This is a genomic window from Streptomyces albipurpureus, assembly GCF_023701525.1.
GTDB classification, from domain to species: domain Bacteria; phylum Actinomycetota; class Actinomycetes; order Streptomycetales; family Streptomycetaceae; genus Streptomyces; species Streptomyces albipurpureus.
Genome location: NZ_JAMQAW010000001.1, coordinates 17,120 through 32,276, shown reverse-complemented (window position 1 = coordinate 32,276; position 15,157 = coordinate 17,120). Strand labels below are relative to the sequence as shown.

Genomic DNA, 15,157 nt, shown 5'->3' with positions numbered 1-15,157 from the left:
AGGTTCCTCTTCAGCTGCTGAGCGACTGGCGGTCGGGGAATTGTCCGCCACGGCCACCGGACGGCGTGACGCCCTCGATGAACGCCTCACGGGCGAAGGTCTCCAGGACGGGTGACAGTTTCAAGAGCCGTTCCGGCAGCAGGTACTGGTCGAAGATCCCGGGGCCGATGGTGGCCAGGGCGATCTGCCCCAGTCTCCGGTCGAGCACCTCGACCGGGTCCACGGCGTGGTCGTCGAGGAGCCGGCGGAGTTCGGCGCCCCCCAGCCACGCGGTGATCCACAGGCTGATGACGATGTCGGGTCGCAGAGCCGGCTCGGCGCGGTGCAGGCCCGCCGCCCGGCGGGCCGCGGTGCGTTGCAGTGCGGGCACATCCACGTCTCGCCGCCGCAGGAGGTCGAGCAGGCCGCGCTGAGACCAGCCCCAGGCGCTGCCGGGGTCCCGTTCCAGGTAGTACGGCCTGCCGTACGAGCGTGAGAAGCAGGGCAGCAGGTCCACACTGGCATCCACGACCGGCGAAGTGTCGGTGTGGGGCCCGGTGGAGTAACACGCGGCCAGCCGCAGCCCCATCGGGGTATTGCCGGTGAGACTCACCTCGGTCGCGTGCTGGACCAGGTTGGGAACGGTCACGTACACGGGAACCCCGATCCGGCGCAGCACGCCGGCGATCATGACGTCGTCCTGTGGAACCTCCGGCCTCGTCCTCGCGAGTTCACGGGCTGCCTCCGCCGGCAGAACGAGTCCGATACAGGGTGTGTACGGGTCGCACACCTCGGCGAAGGGCTGTCCGAGCCAGGCCGCCAGGTGGACGGCGGACGACGTGGCCGAAGCCCATTCCGTGTAGAGGCTGATCGCGGCGGCTGGCCGCTCCCCGACCGCGCGCAGCACACGTTCCCGCAGGTCCGGAACGGGGACGGCGTCGTCCTGAAGGACCAGGTGGTGGGTGGCCTCGGGGGCCACCGTCCCCCACGCGAACACCGCGGTCCTCGCCGAACAGGAGCCGGGGCCGTAGGGGTCGGGATCCTCGACGACCTGGAGGCTCAACTCCGGATGGCTGTCCCTGAGTGCGAGGGCTCTCGCCCTGCGGGCGGGATGGGTCATGATCGCCGCGGAGAGTCGGATGGAGGAGTTCACGGCGCCTTACCCGCCTCGGACAGGTCCTCGTCGCGCATACGCAGGAGGTCGGAGTACCGGCCGGGCGCGGTACGGAGTTCGCCGTGGGTGCCCTCCTCGGCGACGAGGCCTTCCGCGAGGACCACGACGCGGTCGGTGTCCTTGGCTCCGGACAGCCGGTGACTGATGACGATCATGGTCCGGTTGCCGCGGAGTTCCTCCAGCGCCGCCTGCACCGTTCGTGCCGTCGCCCAGTCCAGCGCGCTCGTCACCTCATCGAGTACGACGACGGGGGCGTCCGACAGCAGGGCGCGGGCGAGCCCGAGCCGCTGGCGTTCGCCACCGGAGAGCTGGTAGCCCCTTTCGCCGACCGAGGTGTCCAGTCCCTCGGGGAAGGAAGAGACGAGATCGTCGAGAGCCAGCCGGAACAGCACTTCACGCAGTTCTGCCTCGGTGGCGCCGGGCCGGGCGAGGAGGAGGTTCTCCCGGAAGGTGGCGTTGAAAATGCCGGGCTCCTGGGGCACCAGCAGGACCGTCTCGGACGGCTTCTCCTCGCCGCCGGACACCCGGACCGTACCGGCGCCGGGCTCCAGCAGTCCCGCCACCAGGTAGCCCAGCGTGCTCTTCCCGGAGCCGGTGGACCCCACGATCATGGTGGTGGAACCGGCGGGGAAGTCCAGGTCGATCCCGCGCAGTGTGCTCCTGCCGCTCTCCGGATAGCGGTAGGAGACCTCACGCAGGGTGATGCCGGCCGCTGGTACCCGGGTTCCGGTGTCCGGCCCGCGCGGCGCCGGCAGGGCCGCCGTCGGCCCGAGGTCGATGTACTCGAAGATCCGGTCGAAGTGTGCGAGGGAGCGCCGTACGGACGTGCTCAGGCCGAGCAGTGCCCGGATCGGCTGCGCAAGCTGGAGCTGAAGTACGACCAGCACGATCGCGGTGCCGATCGACAGGCTGGTGAAGCCGCCTCCGGCCATCCAGTAGACGACCGGGGGGATCACCGCGAAGGAGACGCCGATGATCGACTCCGCGCTGGTCGCCATGGACCGCTCACGGATCGTCAGATCGGTGATGGCCGCCGACGATGCCCGGAACCGGTCCCGCTGGCCGTCCCAGCAGCGCATCGTACGTCCCATGAGGACACCGGGCAGGGAGAGGTGCTCGCCGGCCAGGCGCATCATCTCCGAGGTGTGCTCCTGCGCCTCGACAGCCAGCAGCCGCTGTCGTTCGGCGTAGCGCTGGTTCATGATGACCAGCCCTAGCGTGAGACCGATCGCCACCACGGCGATGGGCCAGCTCAGGATGAGCATGGCCGTTCCGATGGTGACGACCATCGTCAGGGACCCGAGCGCGTGCTGGGCGGTGAAGGTGATCACATCGGAGATGCCGCCGATGTCACTGGCCAGCCTCGTCTGCACCTCGGATCCCGACCGTCCGGCGTGGAAGGTGATCGGCATCGACTGCACCCGCTGGTACACATCGACCCGCAGACCGTGGACCACCCCGAGACCGATCGAGTTCGTCAGCCTGCTCTGCAGGTAGAAGAAGCCGCTCTGGGCGATGCCCACGGCGAGCATGCCCAGACACATCCACATCAGCAGCGCCCGGTCGCGCTGGGGCACGGCCTCGTCGACGATGACGCGGAGGAACAGCGGCCCGGCGATCCCGAGCCCCGTGGACAGTACGACGGTCAGCAGGGACAGCGCGAAGCCGGCCTTGTGCGCGGCGAACCGCCGCAGTACGCGCCGGCCAAGAGCGCGTACCTGTATCCGTTCGCTGTCACTCACGGTCCGGACCCCTGCCCGGGGCTTCGGCCGGGTGCCCGAGCACAAGGGTGAACAGATGCCTCGCCGGTGTGCCGGAGTGCCGGCGCACGATGCGGGTCACCTCGGGTGATGAACGGCCGTGCACACTGCCGCCGAGACCAGCGGCGACCGCCGCCAGCCACGCGTTGTATCCGAACGCCGATGCCCGAAGGAGCGCCTGGGTGTAGTTGGCGCCGGTGCCGTCGGTGATGCCCGCGCAGATCAGCACCGCTACCGGGGCCGGAACGTAGCGCATGGCGAGTGGGGCGAGCACGGCACAGTCTCCGTGGTCGGTGAACTCCTCCACGAGGTGTTCCCCCACCCTGGACTCCTTTGAGGTGTACTGGCGCAGCCGCACTCCCGAGGTACCCGTCAGACCGCTGACCAGCCATGCCTGCGGAGTGGTTTCGGCCGTACCGCGCGGCCACATCTGCCGGTCGGTTGACGTTGCCAGGCTCAGGATGGTGGCGAGGTCGGTGTCGACAACCGGGTCCTTCCGGAACTGGCGGACCGATCGACGGGCTGTCAGCACATCGTGGAGCGCCGTGCCCTGGGAGATCGGGGAGGTGTCCCCGGCGGGCGGCCGGCCGGGAGAGGTGCGCTCGTCGGGGCTGTCGGCGGGGGCGAGGGCACGCTTCGTCCGCGGCCACAGCTCGGTCTCATTGATCAGTGGCATGGCGCGCTCCGGGGGTCCACAGTCCGGCCGTAGCCATGACCTGTTCGTCTTCCTTGAGTTCCAGCAGTTTCGGCAGCGTCGGCTGCCAGTGGTCGTTCAGGGTGACGTGCGCTCCTTGATCGGTGGCCACCGCGTGCAGTTGTGCGAGGGCGCACCCCGCGTCGAGGTGCCCCAGCCGCATCCCGAAATTGCCGTACTTGAGCTTCAGCCTCCAGAGCGCGCCGACGAGGACCACAACGACGTCTGGGCTGTCCGTGGTTCCGGTCGCGTCGAGCATGGACTGCCACATGTCGGGCCCATGGGTCCGGCGGGTGGTGAGGAGCCGGTGTCCGATGTCGTCGTACTTCAGCAGGGTGTGCGCGGGCAGACCGGAGACGGTGTCCGCGCACATCAGATACAGCTCGACCGATCCGAGGCCTCCCCCAGACGCCGCCCACCTGCGGTGTGAGCCGTCCCCGCGCAGCCCCGCCACCATCGCCGCCAGGTCGGCGACGAATGCCGCATCGGGTACGCCCGCCGCCTCGGCCGCGGTCAGTTCGTCACCGGTCGGGGCGCCTGCCGGGGTCGTCGGTACCGGGGGCAGGGGTATCACCGGTGCGGTGGCGAACGACTCGCGTCCCTTGCTCAGTGCCGTCAGGCGCTTCTCCTGCGCCGCGGTGACCGGCGGTTGAGGCCGGTCGGCGAGGGGATGCGCGGCGACGGTGTCCTCGTACGCCTCAAGTACGGCCGCAAGCTTCCCCGAGCAGCGGGACGTTGTGGCACACGTAGCACAGCCGGCCTCGGCGGTGACCGTGTACCGCACCTCGGCGGAGTCCGGCAGGGTCCAGCGGACGAGAGCCTGGTTCGTGCGCATGCTGTCGATGTCGGCCAGGTAGGCCAGCACTTCGCCCGCCACCAGTCCGGCGGCGACCATCCCTGTCGCGGCGCCGGCCGGGGACGGCTGTTCGTTTCCGAACTCCGCGAGGTAGCCGCTGGTGAAGCACCGCCAGCACAGCGTCGTCCGTGGATGCATCAGCGGACCGAGATCGACCTGCGCTTGGTGGGCCGCGTAGTGCAGTACCGCGATATCGAGGCGCGCGCAGTCGTCGGCGAAGCTGTCCGTGCCGTCGTCGTGGCGGGGCGGGCCGTGCAGCACCACGAGGCTGCCCGCCGCTTCCCGCAGGCTGTCGAGCACCTCTTTCCCGGCCCCGGCCGGTGTGGACGCGCTGTGGACTGTTCCGACGCCGCTCATCGCCAGGTCGTCGCGGATGGCTTCGGCGTGCTCCGGTGGGGCGACGATCAGCACCGCGCATCGAGACAGGCGTTCCAGGACCTCGGAGGCGTCGCGGAAGGAAGCCGAAGTACCGGCGGTCAGTTCCAGGTAGTCGACGACGCCGGCTGCCAGCGGCCTCGTCGATGAGACCTCACCGGAGAGGACGAGCCCCTGCTTCACCAGCAGTGCCACGGCCTGGGCCACCGCCTCGTACGGCAGGTCCGTCTCTGCGGCGAGGTCGCCGACCGTGCGGCGTCCGTCCATCGCCGTCGCGACCGGGAGCAGGAGCCGAAGGGCGTCGCCTCCGCCGATCCTCTTGCGGATCTGGCCGGCCGAGAAGACGACCTGACCGTCGGCGGCGGAGACCGCCACCCCACCGCGCAACCTGGGTCGGAGCCCGTCGGCGGGGAAACTAGTTGTGCTGGTCATGAGTGACGCCTCCCACGGTGTGGAACAGGTGGTCGAGCTGTCGCGAGAGGAGCATGCGTTCGGTCGCGTCGCCGCAGTGCGGGCAGCCGTGGCAGCCGATCACCTGGTCCGAGCGCATCGCTGCCGTGCGGAGATCCACGGTGACCACCCGCCCGCGAACCGGCTCGGCCAGCGCCAGGCTCAGCAGTCCCACAGCGATGCGGGCCTGATGTGGCAGGACCCCGGCTGCTGTCGCGCTGCCGAGTCCCTCCTCCTCCGCTGACGCGGGGGCCGGCGCGTGCGAACAGTCCCCTCCGTGCCGGTGTTCATGTCCGTGTCCGTGTTTCTGGAGGGGCGCCGGCTTGTTGGCGTGCTGGTCCTCACGTGCGTGGAGACAGTCCAAGCAGGGGCCGCCCGCCGGATCGAAGTACGGTCCCACTCTGATGACGGGGTGGTCGTACTCCATCAGTAGCCACGGCTTTCCCGCATCGGCGGCCAACTGCCGGAATCGGCGGGCCAACTGCCGGGCGGGACGGTCCAGTACCAGCACGGCGGCATCAGCGTCGGCGAGCATATCGCCGGTGATCTCCGGACCGACCCGGGTGACGTCCAGGCCCGAGGATTTCGGCAGCAGTTCGGACACCCGGGCACCGAACGCGCCGGTACCGAAGACGGACAGACGGCTCAGGCGAACGGTTGCGGACACGGGTTCAACTCCTCAACAGGCAGAACGCGATAGCCCATTGCCGCGGGTGCGGAGTAGAGCCGAGGATGTGCGTGGTATTGGGCCAACGGCACCAGGGACATCGGCTGTAGGTCCGGGATGACCACGGTCACCGAGTGCAGTCCGACCGAAGCGAGCTCCGTCGTCGTCCGCTCCACGGCGATCACCGGCATGTCCAGTTCGGCGAACCTCCCGACAGCGCGGGTCAGCCCCTCAGCGGCATCGGCGGCATACCGGCCGCGGTCCTGGAACGGAGGCCGGTCGGGGCGGTCATCGATGAGGAAGGCGAAGTGCCCGGCATTCTCCGGCTTGCCCATGTACTTCGCGCCGTCCGAGATATCGGTGTAGTCGGCGAAGGACTCGGGCTCATTCCACTCCATGTGCAGGGAATCGCGGAAACAGGTGACTTCCAGCAACGCCTTGTACGCGGCATCCTGCATCGTGAGTCCGGTACCGCACCCGACCATGGTGCGTATCGTCCGGTCATGCGGAGCGGTCTGTAGGCAGTACACCGTGGGTATGCCGATGTCGCTGGTGGCATCGAGTAGAACGGTTTCGAGGAAGTGATCGTGTGCCCACTCGATCAGGGTGAGTTCACGCTCATCCAGAAAACCGAGGGGAATGTGCGGCAGCGGGAGCTTCTGGAGCCACAGGATGGCGATCATGTCACGCTCGACGACCTCGCCCAGGCCGCCGAAGACAGCACTCGCGGGATCGGTGTGCACGGCGCTGCCCGTCGAGATGCCTGCCACGAAACGCTCGGCTGGCGAACGGTGAGCCGACCGGTAGGCCGCCATGGAGAGCGGCAACCAGGTGGATTCTCCGTCCCGGAGATCCACCCCCTGCACCCATCTGATCGGCGCGGCCGGATCGAACGGGACGAGCGGGCACCGCGGATGCGCATACTCCGCGTCGGACAGCCGCGGGATGCGCGACCAGTCGAGCACCCTGCCATCGAGATCGTGCGCGGCGGCGGTCACAACGCCGTCGGTACCGAACTGCGCCCCCGAGTAGCGCTCGCATCCCTCGGCGATCGCGAGCAGGCGTGCCCTGTCCTTGTCTCCCAGCGCGTGCCCTCCTGCCACCATCCGGTTGTCCTGATGTGACTCAAGGCCCGGGAACGCACTGCCGAGATCGACCCCGTAGGAGCTCAGCCCCGACAGACCGCGATAGCGGGAAAGGGAGACGACGTCCCCGACCACGCCGTAGCGCGAGAGCAGCGGATCAAGCTGTTTCATGTTCACGTCATTCAGGTCAGGGCAAAGAACAGCGGTTCCTTGTCCGGGCGGCACCCGCCGGCAGACGCCACTGCCGGCGGGCCGATTCGCTACCTACTGCCTCGACCGGCGGTGTTCACCGGGAGCGGCACTAGCGACATGCGGATTCACAGGGGGAACACCTCCAGCCGCCGGTGTTGCAGTTCAGGCCGCAACCGCCGCCGCCGACGCAACCGGGGCTACCGCCGCAGAGGCTCTGGCAAGCGCCGCAGTCCGTGAGGATGCGCGAGGGGTCCGCAGGACCCGCGATCAGATCGCGGACCAGGTCCTCCCAGGACGCCTCGGCGTCGTCGACCACGAGGTCGACCTCCACTCGTGACGTGAGATCGGTGTCAATCATCTCTGTTCCCCTCTTAGGCGAAAACAAGCCATTCCGGGCACTTAGATGGCTTAAGACCATCGCTGTGTCGGAGTCAGGCTCAACGTAAGGCCGTTGATCACCTCGAATACTCAAGGAAGTGTGAAGAAACCAAGGAGGCGAATGCGGTAGCTGCGGCAACTAACCAAATTTCTGCGTTTTTTGACGAACCATCAGTTTTCACCAGTGAGCTATTCCGACGCCGGTCAACTGGGTGGTGGGCGGGCGCGCGAACACGCAGCCCCAGACGCTCACATTGCTGCTGGGCCATCTGACCGGCACTTTTAGGGCATCCTGCGTCGCCGGGCTGCCCGGCGACTCTCAGCAGCGGATCTACCCCCCGGGTGGGCGGGCGGTACACACCCCAAGCCCCAACCAATCACCGAGCACGAGGATTGCCGGAGTACGGATCGGGCGGGTTGCCGGGCATGAGTGCTCGTCGACGGCCAGACCCGGGTCGCGGTGGTGGGCGACTTCCAGGGAGATCGCTAACCTCCACCGCCCCCGCCACTACCACCAAGGTCTCCAGCGCGCCTCCTCCACGTCGGCCCTGACCAGCGTCCGTTACGACTCGAACTCCCGGACCTTCTCAAGGACCGCGAGCGAGGGCGGCGCCGACGCCATACGGCGCGTCAGTGGCGAGGTCGGCGGACCTCATCGCGACGCGGTGCGCCTGGATGTGGGCGGGGTGCCCGTACCCGCCGTTTGCGTGGTAGGTCACAACGACCTGTGGACGCATCTCGCGGATCACCTCGATCAGATGCCCGGCCGCCTCGTCGAGGTCGGCCCGCCAGAAGCAGTGCGGGCGCTCGTTCTGTACGGAACCCATCCTGTCCGAGTCCCGATAGCGGCCGGCCGCGCCGAGGATGCGGCGGTCGCTGACCCCAACTCCCTTATCAGCGATTCCAGCTCTTTCATCGGTGCTGACCGAGACGGCCCTCCCGGTCGGCAGCGAGATGCGCCAACTCGACGGGGATAGAGGGGCCTCCCTCGCCGAGCGGGCGGGTCACCAGAGTGACAGCGGCTCCTTCGGCCGCGTACTCCGCCATGGGCTCACCGTTGTTGATGGATTCATCGTCAGGGTGGGCGGGCACGAAGAGGGCACGGCGGGAGGTGAGACGGCGGGAGGTGAGTCTGCCGAATCGGCCATGCCATAGGGGTACGGTGCATCGCACCTAAAACCTTCGGTATTTCCAGCCTGTTGATACGGGAAGTACCACGGATGCGCGGATCCGGGCGAGCGGGTCTTTTCGCTTTCCACTAGCATCCTCCACATGAAACAGCGAACCGATCCCCAGTCCTTCGACCAATTCGCCCTCGAATATGACAGGTTCGTAAGCCTGCTTCCCGGGAAGAACACATCCTGGCTGACTGAGCTGGGTTTGAAGGGTGAGCGTGCAATCGACGTGGGATGCGGCTCGGGGCATGCTGTCGAGGCGTTGGCGGACGACTTCGAAGAGGTTGTGGGAGTCGACTTGAGCGCTCTACTGATCGACATCGCACGGAATAAGAGGTCCCGGCCAAACGTCCGTTATATGGTGAGCGACCTGTGTGAGCTGCCCACTGAAACCAAGTTCGATTTAGTCTACAGCCATACGATGATGCATCACATCAAGCACTACGAAGCCGGTTTGGAGCGGTTGCGCGACCTGGTCCGGCCGGGCGGTGTCGTGGCGCTCATCGACAACGTGAGCGACAGGTATCCGACGCCCCCGCGCGAGGCATACACCGTCCCCGCCGTCCGGGACTTTCCCAGGGAGGTACGCCGAGTCGGCCTTCGCGATGCCTGGTTCCTGCTCCGGTTCTGGCACAGCACGCCCTGGCTGGACCATCTGCTGAGTGACCGATATCTGTCGCGGGCCCAGTTCCGTGAGCTCTATGGGAGCGTGTTCCCCGGGGCGCACTTCGACGACCTCGGCTTCGCGCTCGCCATGTCGTGGACAGCGCCCACGACTTGAGCGAAGGGCGGCCCGGCCACGGCGAGGACGGGCCCCGGCGCACTTGAAGCTCAGTATCCGGAACATCCAGCCGGGGTTTCGCCCGTGCGCTTTCGGAATCACTGTGGTGGAGGCTGTGCAGCAGAACGGGATGAGGCGGCAAGCTGGTGCGCTCGAACTCAATTGGGGGGACCGAGCTGCTGTAACTTCCCAAGAACTCCAGGATTGCCGATGCCGCATCGTCGTCGGCGGCCCAGAATTCCTGAACCACCACCTCTGCTCTGTCTCTGTTCCACGCACTGAACAAGAGGAAACCGGCCGGCTCTGCGCCCCGCCCGCAGAATTGCTAGGAGGTCGACCCGTACTTTTCCCGCTGCCATGCAGTCCATCGTTCAGGCCCTAACAGCGAGCCATTCCACTGGTGGGCGAGATCGTGCCGGAGCCGCTCGGCTTCCGGGCCCAGACCGTGGCTGATGTCGAAGTCGTGACGCCGGAAGCTGCGCCTGAGCTCGTCCGTGGCCACGGACCAGGTGAATATCTGCGCGGGCGCCTCCCAACACGCCTTGCGGGCGGTCGTATCCGTTGGAGTTCGTCCACAGCGTCGCGAGCACCGCACCTCGCTCCCGCAGGGCGCGGATGCGGCCGGCTAAGAGGTCCTAACAAAGGCGTTGGACGTGTCGGTGAGTGATGAGGCAGGTGGCGAGGCCGAGGAAGGCTTCGTGGATGTCGTCGCGTCGTTCCCATCGAATCCGGAGCCGACGGAAGCCGTGGAGCCACGCGATCGTCCGCTCGACAACCCACCGGTGGATTCCGAGTCCTGACCCGTGCGGGACGCCGCGGCGGGCGATCACGGGTTTGACGCCGGTCGCCCAGACGAGCCGGCGGTACTTGTCGTGGTCGTAGCCGCGGTCGGCCAGGAGCGTGTCGGGGCGTCTGCGGGGACGCCCCACCAGGCCGGTGACCGGCGGGATCTTCCGCAGCAGCGGCATCAACTGGGTTACATCGTTTCGGTTCCCGCCGGTCAGCGACACCGCGAGAGGAATGCCCTGCCCGTCGACGATCAGGTGGTGCTTGCTGCCCGGACGTGCACGGTCGACCGGGCTGGGCCCGCTTTTGGGCCCCGTCGAGCGGCCCTGACGTGGGAGGAGTCGATCACCGCCCGCGACCAGTCCAGCTTCTTCGCGACCCGCAGCTTCCGCAGCAACACCAAGTGCAGCTGGTCCCAGACGCCGGCATCGTTCCAGGCAGCCAAGCGCCGCCAGCAGGTCATGCCGGATCCGAAGCCCAGCTCCTGCGGTAGGTACTCCCACTGGATCCCGGTATGCAGCACGAAAAGGATCCCGCAGAGCGCCTGCCGGTCCGGCACCCGCGGGCGACCCTCCACCTGCTTGGGCGCCTGCTCGGGCAACAACGGCTCGATCAGCAACCACAGTTCATCTGACACGATCCATGGCCGCGACTGACGTTTCCCCACGGCCATACCAACGACTACCCGGACCGAAAGTCACATGATCAAGAGCTTCTGTTAGGACCTTTACTAAGGGTGTCCCACCCGGCGCTGTGAGGGTCTTCTCCACGGACGGATGTGTTGATGTTCCGGTCGGGAGCACGGGGTGTGGTGTGCCGCCGTGGGCGACGTTGATCATGGCGCCGCCGAGTTGTTCGGTGGTGTGACGTGGTGGGGTGCCGCTCCTCTGAGGAGGGGATAGAGAGGGTGGCGCGATCCGCCGCTCGGCATGGCGACCCTGGTGTGAGCGGCTCGCGGGGCGAGCGTTGGTCTTGTCCGGTCGTAGGAGAGTGCATGGACTGGACTCACGGGGAGCACTGCAACGAAACGCGTGGGGTGAGGGGGCGCGTCCTCAGTCGACGCCTCGGCGCGTCACCACCGTGGACTGTTCCTCCGCGTGCGATCAGACCGGAACATGCCTATCGTGGTGGAGGGGTTTCGCGCGCATCGTCGGTGTGTTCGGGGACCGCCCCGGGGTGTTGCTGACCTCTTCCAGCCCGTTCGCACGGAGGCTTGATGCTCTGTGCCCGGGATGCCCCTCAATGGCACAGCCAGCGGAGTTGCGTGGCGTCCTGCGTGCCGCAGACCGTGGTGTGGATCGCGTGGATGACATGTGGGCAGGGGCCGTGTGCAGGCGCCCGGTTTCCGGCGGTTCCGTGATCACTCTGGAGAACGCCATGGCGGAGATCGCGTATGTGAAGATCCATCCTGCGATCGGTATCGCGCGGGTCGGGAACAGCAGCAGCAAGTTCTTCTACGGGCCGGAGAGCCCGGACGAACCGCCCAAGGCGCCGGGCTTCTCGAAAGACGGTTCCGCCACGGTGAAGAGGCAGGCAGCACGGTTCCGCGTCTACAGCTACGACCAGAACGGCAACGTTCTCGGCGAAGTCAAACACGGGTCGGACAGCGCAACGGTCACCTGGACCGCCCGCCTGGCGAACAAGAAGGCCTCCTGGTACAAGTTCTCCCTCGCTCTGGATATCCCAGACGCCCAGAGCCTTCCGGAGGCGCAGTTCGCGCGACGCAATGCAGGCATCACAGCCAGGAGCAAACTCAAGAACACCCCGCCCCCGCAGTCGGTCTCCGGACTTAACCAGAGCGGCAAGACGTTCGACACGGGGACGATCAACGGGATCGCGGTGTACCTGGGCGAACTGCGGACTGACGAGGCGGGCCGGCTCGTCGTTCTGGGAGGCAAGGGGCACTGCGCCTCCTTCACCAGTCCCAAGACCGCACTCACAACGTTCGGCAACAATGAGGGCTGGTACGACGACATCTCGGACGGTCCGGTAACCGCCAAGGTCAAGATCGGCGACAAGACCTTCGAGGCGAAGCCGGCCTGGGTGGTGGTCGCGCCACCGAACTACGCACCGGACGTCAAGGGCATCGTGACGCTCTACGACCTGCTGTACGACCTCTTTGTACGGAAGGGCGACCTGCCTTTCCCCACCAGGGTGACGTTCGACGAACACATCAAACCGCTGCTGTTGCGGCTCACCGGACACCAGTGGGTCAACGAAGGTTTCGCAGCCGAGTTCGGATGGCGTGCCCCGAACGACTTCTCCTCACCGCAGGTCCTCGCCACGCTCGGCAGCAGCAAACGTCAGTACCGGGGCCTGCGGCAGCGCGTCTACTACTACATGCGCAACTACCAGCGGGACGGCATGTCGCCGCTGCCCTGGCCCTGGCTCTACGGAGACGCCATGGCCAGCCGGCCGAAGTCCCCCCTGCAGCACGGCGTGCTCACCCAGACGCAGGAGAAGATGCTCGAACTGTGGGTGGACGGAAAGTTCGACGACACCAGGCTCAGCACGCCCCAGCCGGAACTCAGCGAGGCACCCCTCGCCCTGCAACCCGGGCTGCTTGACCGCGCGGCGCTGGAGTACTGCCTCGCCGACGCCTTCCATCCGGGCTGCGAGGTCACCTGGCCCATCCGCCACCGCACGCTGTACCAGGAACCCTTCCGCATCCTGCACCGCACCGACGTCAATGACCAAGACCGCGATCCCTTCCTCACGCCCGCCAAGGCGCTGGCCATGGATGGTCCGCTGTACGCCCAAGGCCCTGGCGACCTCACCCGCTGGATGGGCATTCCCTGGCAGACCGACACCGCCAGTTGCCGTTCGGGCTACGAACTGGTCGCCAACATCGGTCCTCGCTACAGCCCCTACCTGCCGTCCTTCTGGCCCGCCCGGGTACCCAATCAGGTGCTGAAGGAGGAGGACTTCAACATCGTCAACGACACGACCGCCACCGATGACCAGCGAGAGCAGGCTTTCGCCCGGCGTGCGGTCTGGCACCGCTTCCTGAACCCGGACAAACTCAAGGGCCTGCAGAACATGGTCGACTGGTGGGCCAGGTTCGGCATCGTCGAAACCCACCCGTACACGGCCGGGGACGGCAAGTTCCCCGATCGCGTCCTGGCAGAATCCACGCCCGACTTCACTCTCCCCAAGGTCAACGACCGCCGTAACCTGGTCAACGTCCACGTCCCCGAGGCTGGCCCCGCCGCGACCGGTGAAGCGCAGCGCACCGACGCGAACCGGCAGGCCGTCGAAGAGGTCGTTCAGAAGACGGAATTCGATCCCGCGGAGATCTCGGCCGGTTACATCGCCAATGTTGACCCCCTCCGGGACAGCGAATGACGATCGCAGCGGCGACCACCGGGCGCCGCTGGGGCTACTACGACGCCGTGGTTGCCGGCGGTGGGCCGGCCGGCGCCGCCGCCGCCATCACGCTGGCCCGGGCCGGACGCAGCGTCCTGCTCGCCGATGCACACACCGGGCCGCCGAAAACGAGTGAATCCCTCGTACCGGCCGCCCGACTGCTGCTCAACGACCTCGGTATCGACTCCCGCCTCCTTGACCGTGACCATCGCCCCTGCCACGGCACCCTCTCCATCTGGGGATCGCCCTACCCTCAGCAAGTCCACTTCATCAACGACCCGCACGGCCACGGCTGGCACCTCGACCGGCCCTCCTTCGACCGCCTGCTGCGCACAAGCGCCCTCGCCTGTGGTGCGCAAGTCGCAGAAGACTCCACCGTGGGACGACCGACACGCGAACCCGGCGGCAGCTGGGAGGTCACAGTGACCACCCGCAACACCCGCCACACCGTGCAATGTCGCTGGCTGATCGACGCCACCGGCCGGCGCGCCCGCATCGCCACACTCTGCGGAGCCCAGCGACGCCGATACGACCGGCTCGTCGCCGTCCACCTCCGGCTCGCCCACGACCCGCAGGACAACGAGAACCGCTCCCTCATCGAATCCGCGCCCGACGGATGGTGGTACACCGCCCCCTGCCACCCCACCGGCCGGCTCGTCGCCTACTTCACCGACACCGATCTCACCCCACCCGCCCTCACCACCCCAACGGCATTCCTCGACCGACTCGCCACCACCCCGCACATCGCCGCGCGCACCGAGGGCCGCCAAGCCCGCCCGGACGACGTGCCACGCCGATGCGCCGCCCACACCGCCCGGCTGGAACCAGCGGCGGGCGAGGGATGGATCGCCGCCGGTGACGCCGCGACCGCCTACGACCCGGTCTCCTCCCAGGGCATCCTCACCGCCCTCTACACCGGCAAGTGCGCCGGTGAGACCGTGGACGCCCACCTCAGCGGCACACACGACGCGACCGGCCACTACACAGCGCAGTTGGACGAGACCTTCGACAGCTACCTGCTCGGCCACCGCACCGTCCACTCCTGGGAGAAACGCTGGCCCACGCATACCTTTTGGCAGCGCCGGCACCATCCACCCCTACTGGCCAGCGCAACGACCGCGCACCCCTGACCGGCACTCCTCCCATGAACCCGCACTCGTCGGCAGACTGGCGGCTTCACGGAAGACACGATGATTTCCGCCTTCCCGCACCACGCCTCTCCCAGCGGCAAGCATCGGTTCATCCTGCTCGGGAGAACCAACGTGGTCGCCTACCCGCCTCGCCCTGTTCCTCGTGCCCGCTCGTGCGTTCCAGATGCTGCTCGCGATCGAGTTCACGGATCAGGCCGCGCGAACGGCCTGCCTCGACGACTCATGACCCAGACTCCCGCTGGCACCACGTGCTACCACTCCCTGGTCGTCGACGGCTCCTTCCCGCTC

Annotated in this window: 11 protein-coding genes and 2 pseudogenes; 3 read left to right on the top strand and 10 right to left on the bottom strand. The window is 67.5% G+C overall.

The features are described 5' to 3' along the window. Positions 1–10: 10 nt before the first annotated feature. The 8 genes and pseudogenes from NBG84_RS00150 to NBG84_RS00115 form a co-directional block, all read right to left on the bottom strand. A complete protein-coding gene (locus tag NBG84_RS00150; RefSeq protein WP_250917109.1) occupies positions 11–1,132 on the bottom strand; it encodes a hypothetical protein in 1,122 nt (373 codons plus the stop codon). After that, entirely contained in the window at positions 1,129–2,895 is a 1,767-nt protein-coding gene (locus NBG84_RS00145; RefSeq protein ID WP_250917108.1) for an ABC transporter ATP-binding protein, read from the bottom strand. The genes NBG84_RS00150 and NBG84_RS00145 overlap by 4 nt, the downstream gene beginning before the upstream one ends. Beyond that, positions 2,888–3,589, bottom strand: a complete 702-nt coding sequence (locus tag NBG84_RS00140) for a nitroreductase family protein (RefSeq protein ID WP_250917107.1) — start codon at positions 3,587–3,589, stop codon at positions 2,888–2,890. Before NBG84_RS00140 ends, NBG84_RS00145 begins: the two co-directional genes overlap by 8 nt. After that, entirely contained in the window at positions 3,573–5,270 is a 1,698-nt protein-coding gene (locus NBG84_RS00135) for a hypothetical protein (RefSeq protein WP_250917106.1), read from the bottom strand. Before NBG84_RS00135 ends, NBG84_RS00140 begins: the two co-directional genes overlap by 17 nt. After that, the gene (locus NBG84_RS00130; RefSeq protein WP_250917105.1) at positions 5,254–5,955 is read right to left on the bottom strand and encodes a TOMM precursor leader peptide-binding protein; all 702 of its coding nucleotides are present in this window, start codon (positions 5,953–5,955) and stop codon (positions 5,254–5,256) included. Before NBG84_RS00130 ends, NBG84_RS00135 begins: the two co-directional genes overlap by 17 nt. After that, the gene (locus NBG84_RS00125; protein WP_250917104.1) at positions 5,934–7,211 is read right to left on the bottom strand and encodes a YcaO-like family protein; all 1,278 of its coding nucleotides are present in this window, start codon (positions 7,209–7,211) and stop codon (positions 5,934–5,936) included. The genes NBG84_RS00130 and NBG84_RS00125 overlap by 22 nt, the downstream gene beginning before the upstream one ends. 130 nt (positions 7,212–7,341) lie before the next feature. Continuing rightward, positions 7,342–7,590 (bottom strand): hypothetical protein, encoded by a 249-nt coding sequence (locus NBG84_RS00120; RefSeq protein WP_250917103.1) that lies wholly within the window; start codon positions 7,588–7,590, stop codon positions 7,342–7,344. Positions 7,591–8,221: 631 nt separating this feature from the next. Then, positions 8,222–8,657: pseudogene (locus NBG84_RS00115) on the bottom strand (PIG-L deacetylase family protein); the annotation flags it as partial. A 225-nt stretch (positions 8,658–8,882) separates the two neighbouring features. Between NBG84_RS00115 and NBG84_RS00110 the strand changes: the two are divergent. Continuing rightward, complete coding sequence (locus tag NBG84_RS00110) at positions 8,883–9,566, top strand: class I SAM-dependent methyltransferase (protein WP_250917102.1); 684 nt, start codon at positions 8,883–8,885, stop codon at positions 9,564–9,566. Between the two features lie 109 nt (positions 9,567–9,675). Here NBG84_RS00110 and NBG84_RS41415 read toward each other — a convergent pair. Both NBG84_RS41415 and NBG84_RS00105 read right to left on the bottom strand, forming a co-directional pair. Further along, positions 9,676–9,864 (bottom strand): annotated as a pseudogene (locus NBG84_RS41415) (GNAT family N-acetyltransferase); the annotation flags it as partial. Between the two features lie 337 nt (positions 9,865–10,201). Beyond that, positions 10,202–11,025, bottom strand: a protein-coding gene (locus tag NBG84_RS00105; RefSeq protein ID WP_425608547.1) for an IS5 family transposase whose coding sequence is annotated in 2 segments (ribosomal slippage) — positions 10,202–10,687 and positions 10,690–11,025 — 822 coding nt in all. Because the reading frame shifts where the segments join, the coding sequence is not laid out codon by codon here. A 569-nt stretch (positions 11,026–11,594) separates the two neighbouring features. Here NBG84_RS00105 and NBG84_RS00100 point away from each other — a divergent pair. Next, entirely contained in the window at positions 11,595–13,697 is a 2,103-nt protein-coding gene (locus tag NBG84_RS00100; RefSeq protein ID WP_250917100.1) for a LodA/GoxA family CTQ-dependent oxidase, read from the top strand. Then, positions 13,694–14,848, top strand: a complete 1,155-nt coding sequence (locus NBG84_RS00095; protein ID WP_250917099.1) for an FAD-dependent monooxygenase — start codon at positions 13,694–13,696, stop codon at positions 14,846–14,848. Before NBG84_RS00100 ends, NBG84_RS00095 begins: the two co-directional genes overlap by 4 nt. The last annotated feature ends 309 nt before the right edge of the window (positions 14,849–15,157 follow it).

Excerpts from the sequence above, each read along its gene's own strand:
- NBG84_RS00140 (WP_250917107.1), bottom strand. The coding sequence starts at position 3,589 with ATGCCACTGATCAATGAGACCGAGCTGTGGCCGCGGACGAAGCGTGCC.
- NBG84_RS00125 (WP_250917104.1), bottom strand. The coding sequence starts at position 7,211 with ATGAAACAGCTTGATCCGCTGCTCTCGCGCTACGGCGTGGTCGGGGAC.
- NBG84_RS00095 (WP_250917099.1), top strand. The coding sequence starts at position 13,694 with ATGACGATCGCAGCGGCGACCACCGGGCGCCGCTGGGGCTACTACGAC.
- NBG84_RS00110 (WP_250917102.1), top strand. The coding sequence starts at position 8,883 with ATGAAACAGCGAACCGATCCCCAGTCCTTCGACCAATTCGCCCTCGAA.
- NBG84_RS00120 (WP_250917103.1), bottom strand. The coding sequence starts at position 7,590 with ATGATTGACACCGATCTCACGTCACGAGTGGAGGTCGACCTCGTGGTC.
- NBG84_RS00135 (WP_250917106.1), bottom strand. The coding sequence starts at position 5,270 with ATGACCAGCACAACTAGTTTCCCCGCCGACGGGCTCCGACCCAGGTTG.
- NBG84_RS00100 (WP_250917100.1), top strand. The coding sequence starts at position 11,595 with ATGGCACAGCCAGCGGAGTTGCGTGGCGTCCTGCGTGCCGCAGACCGT.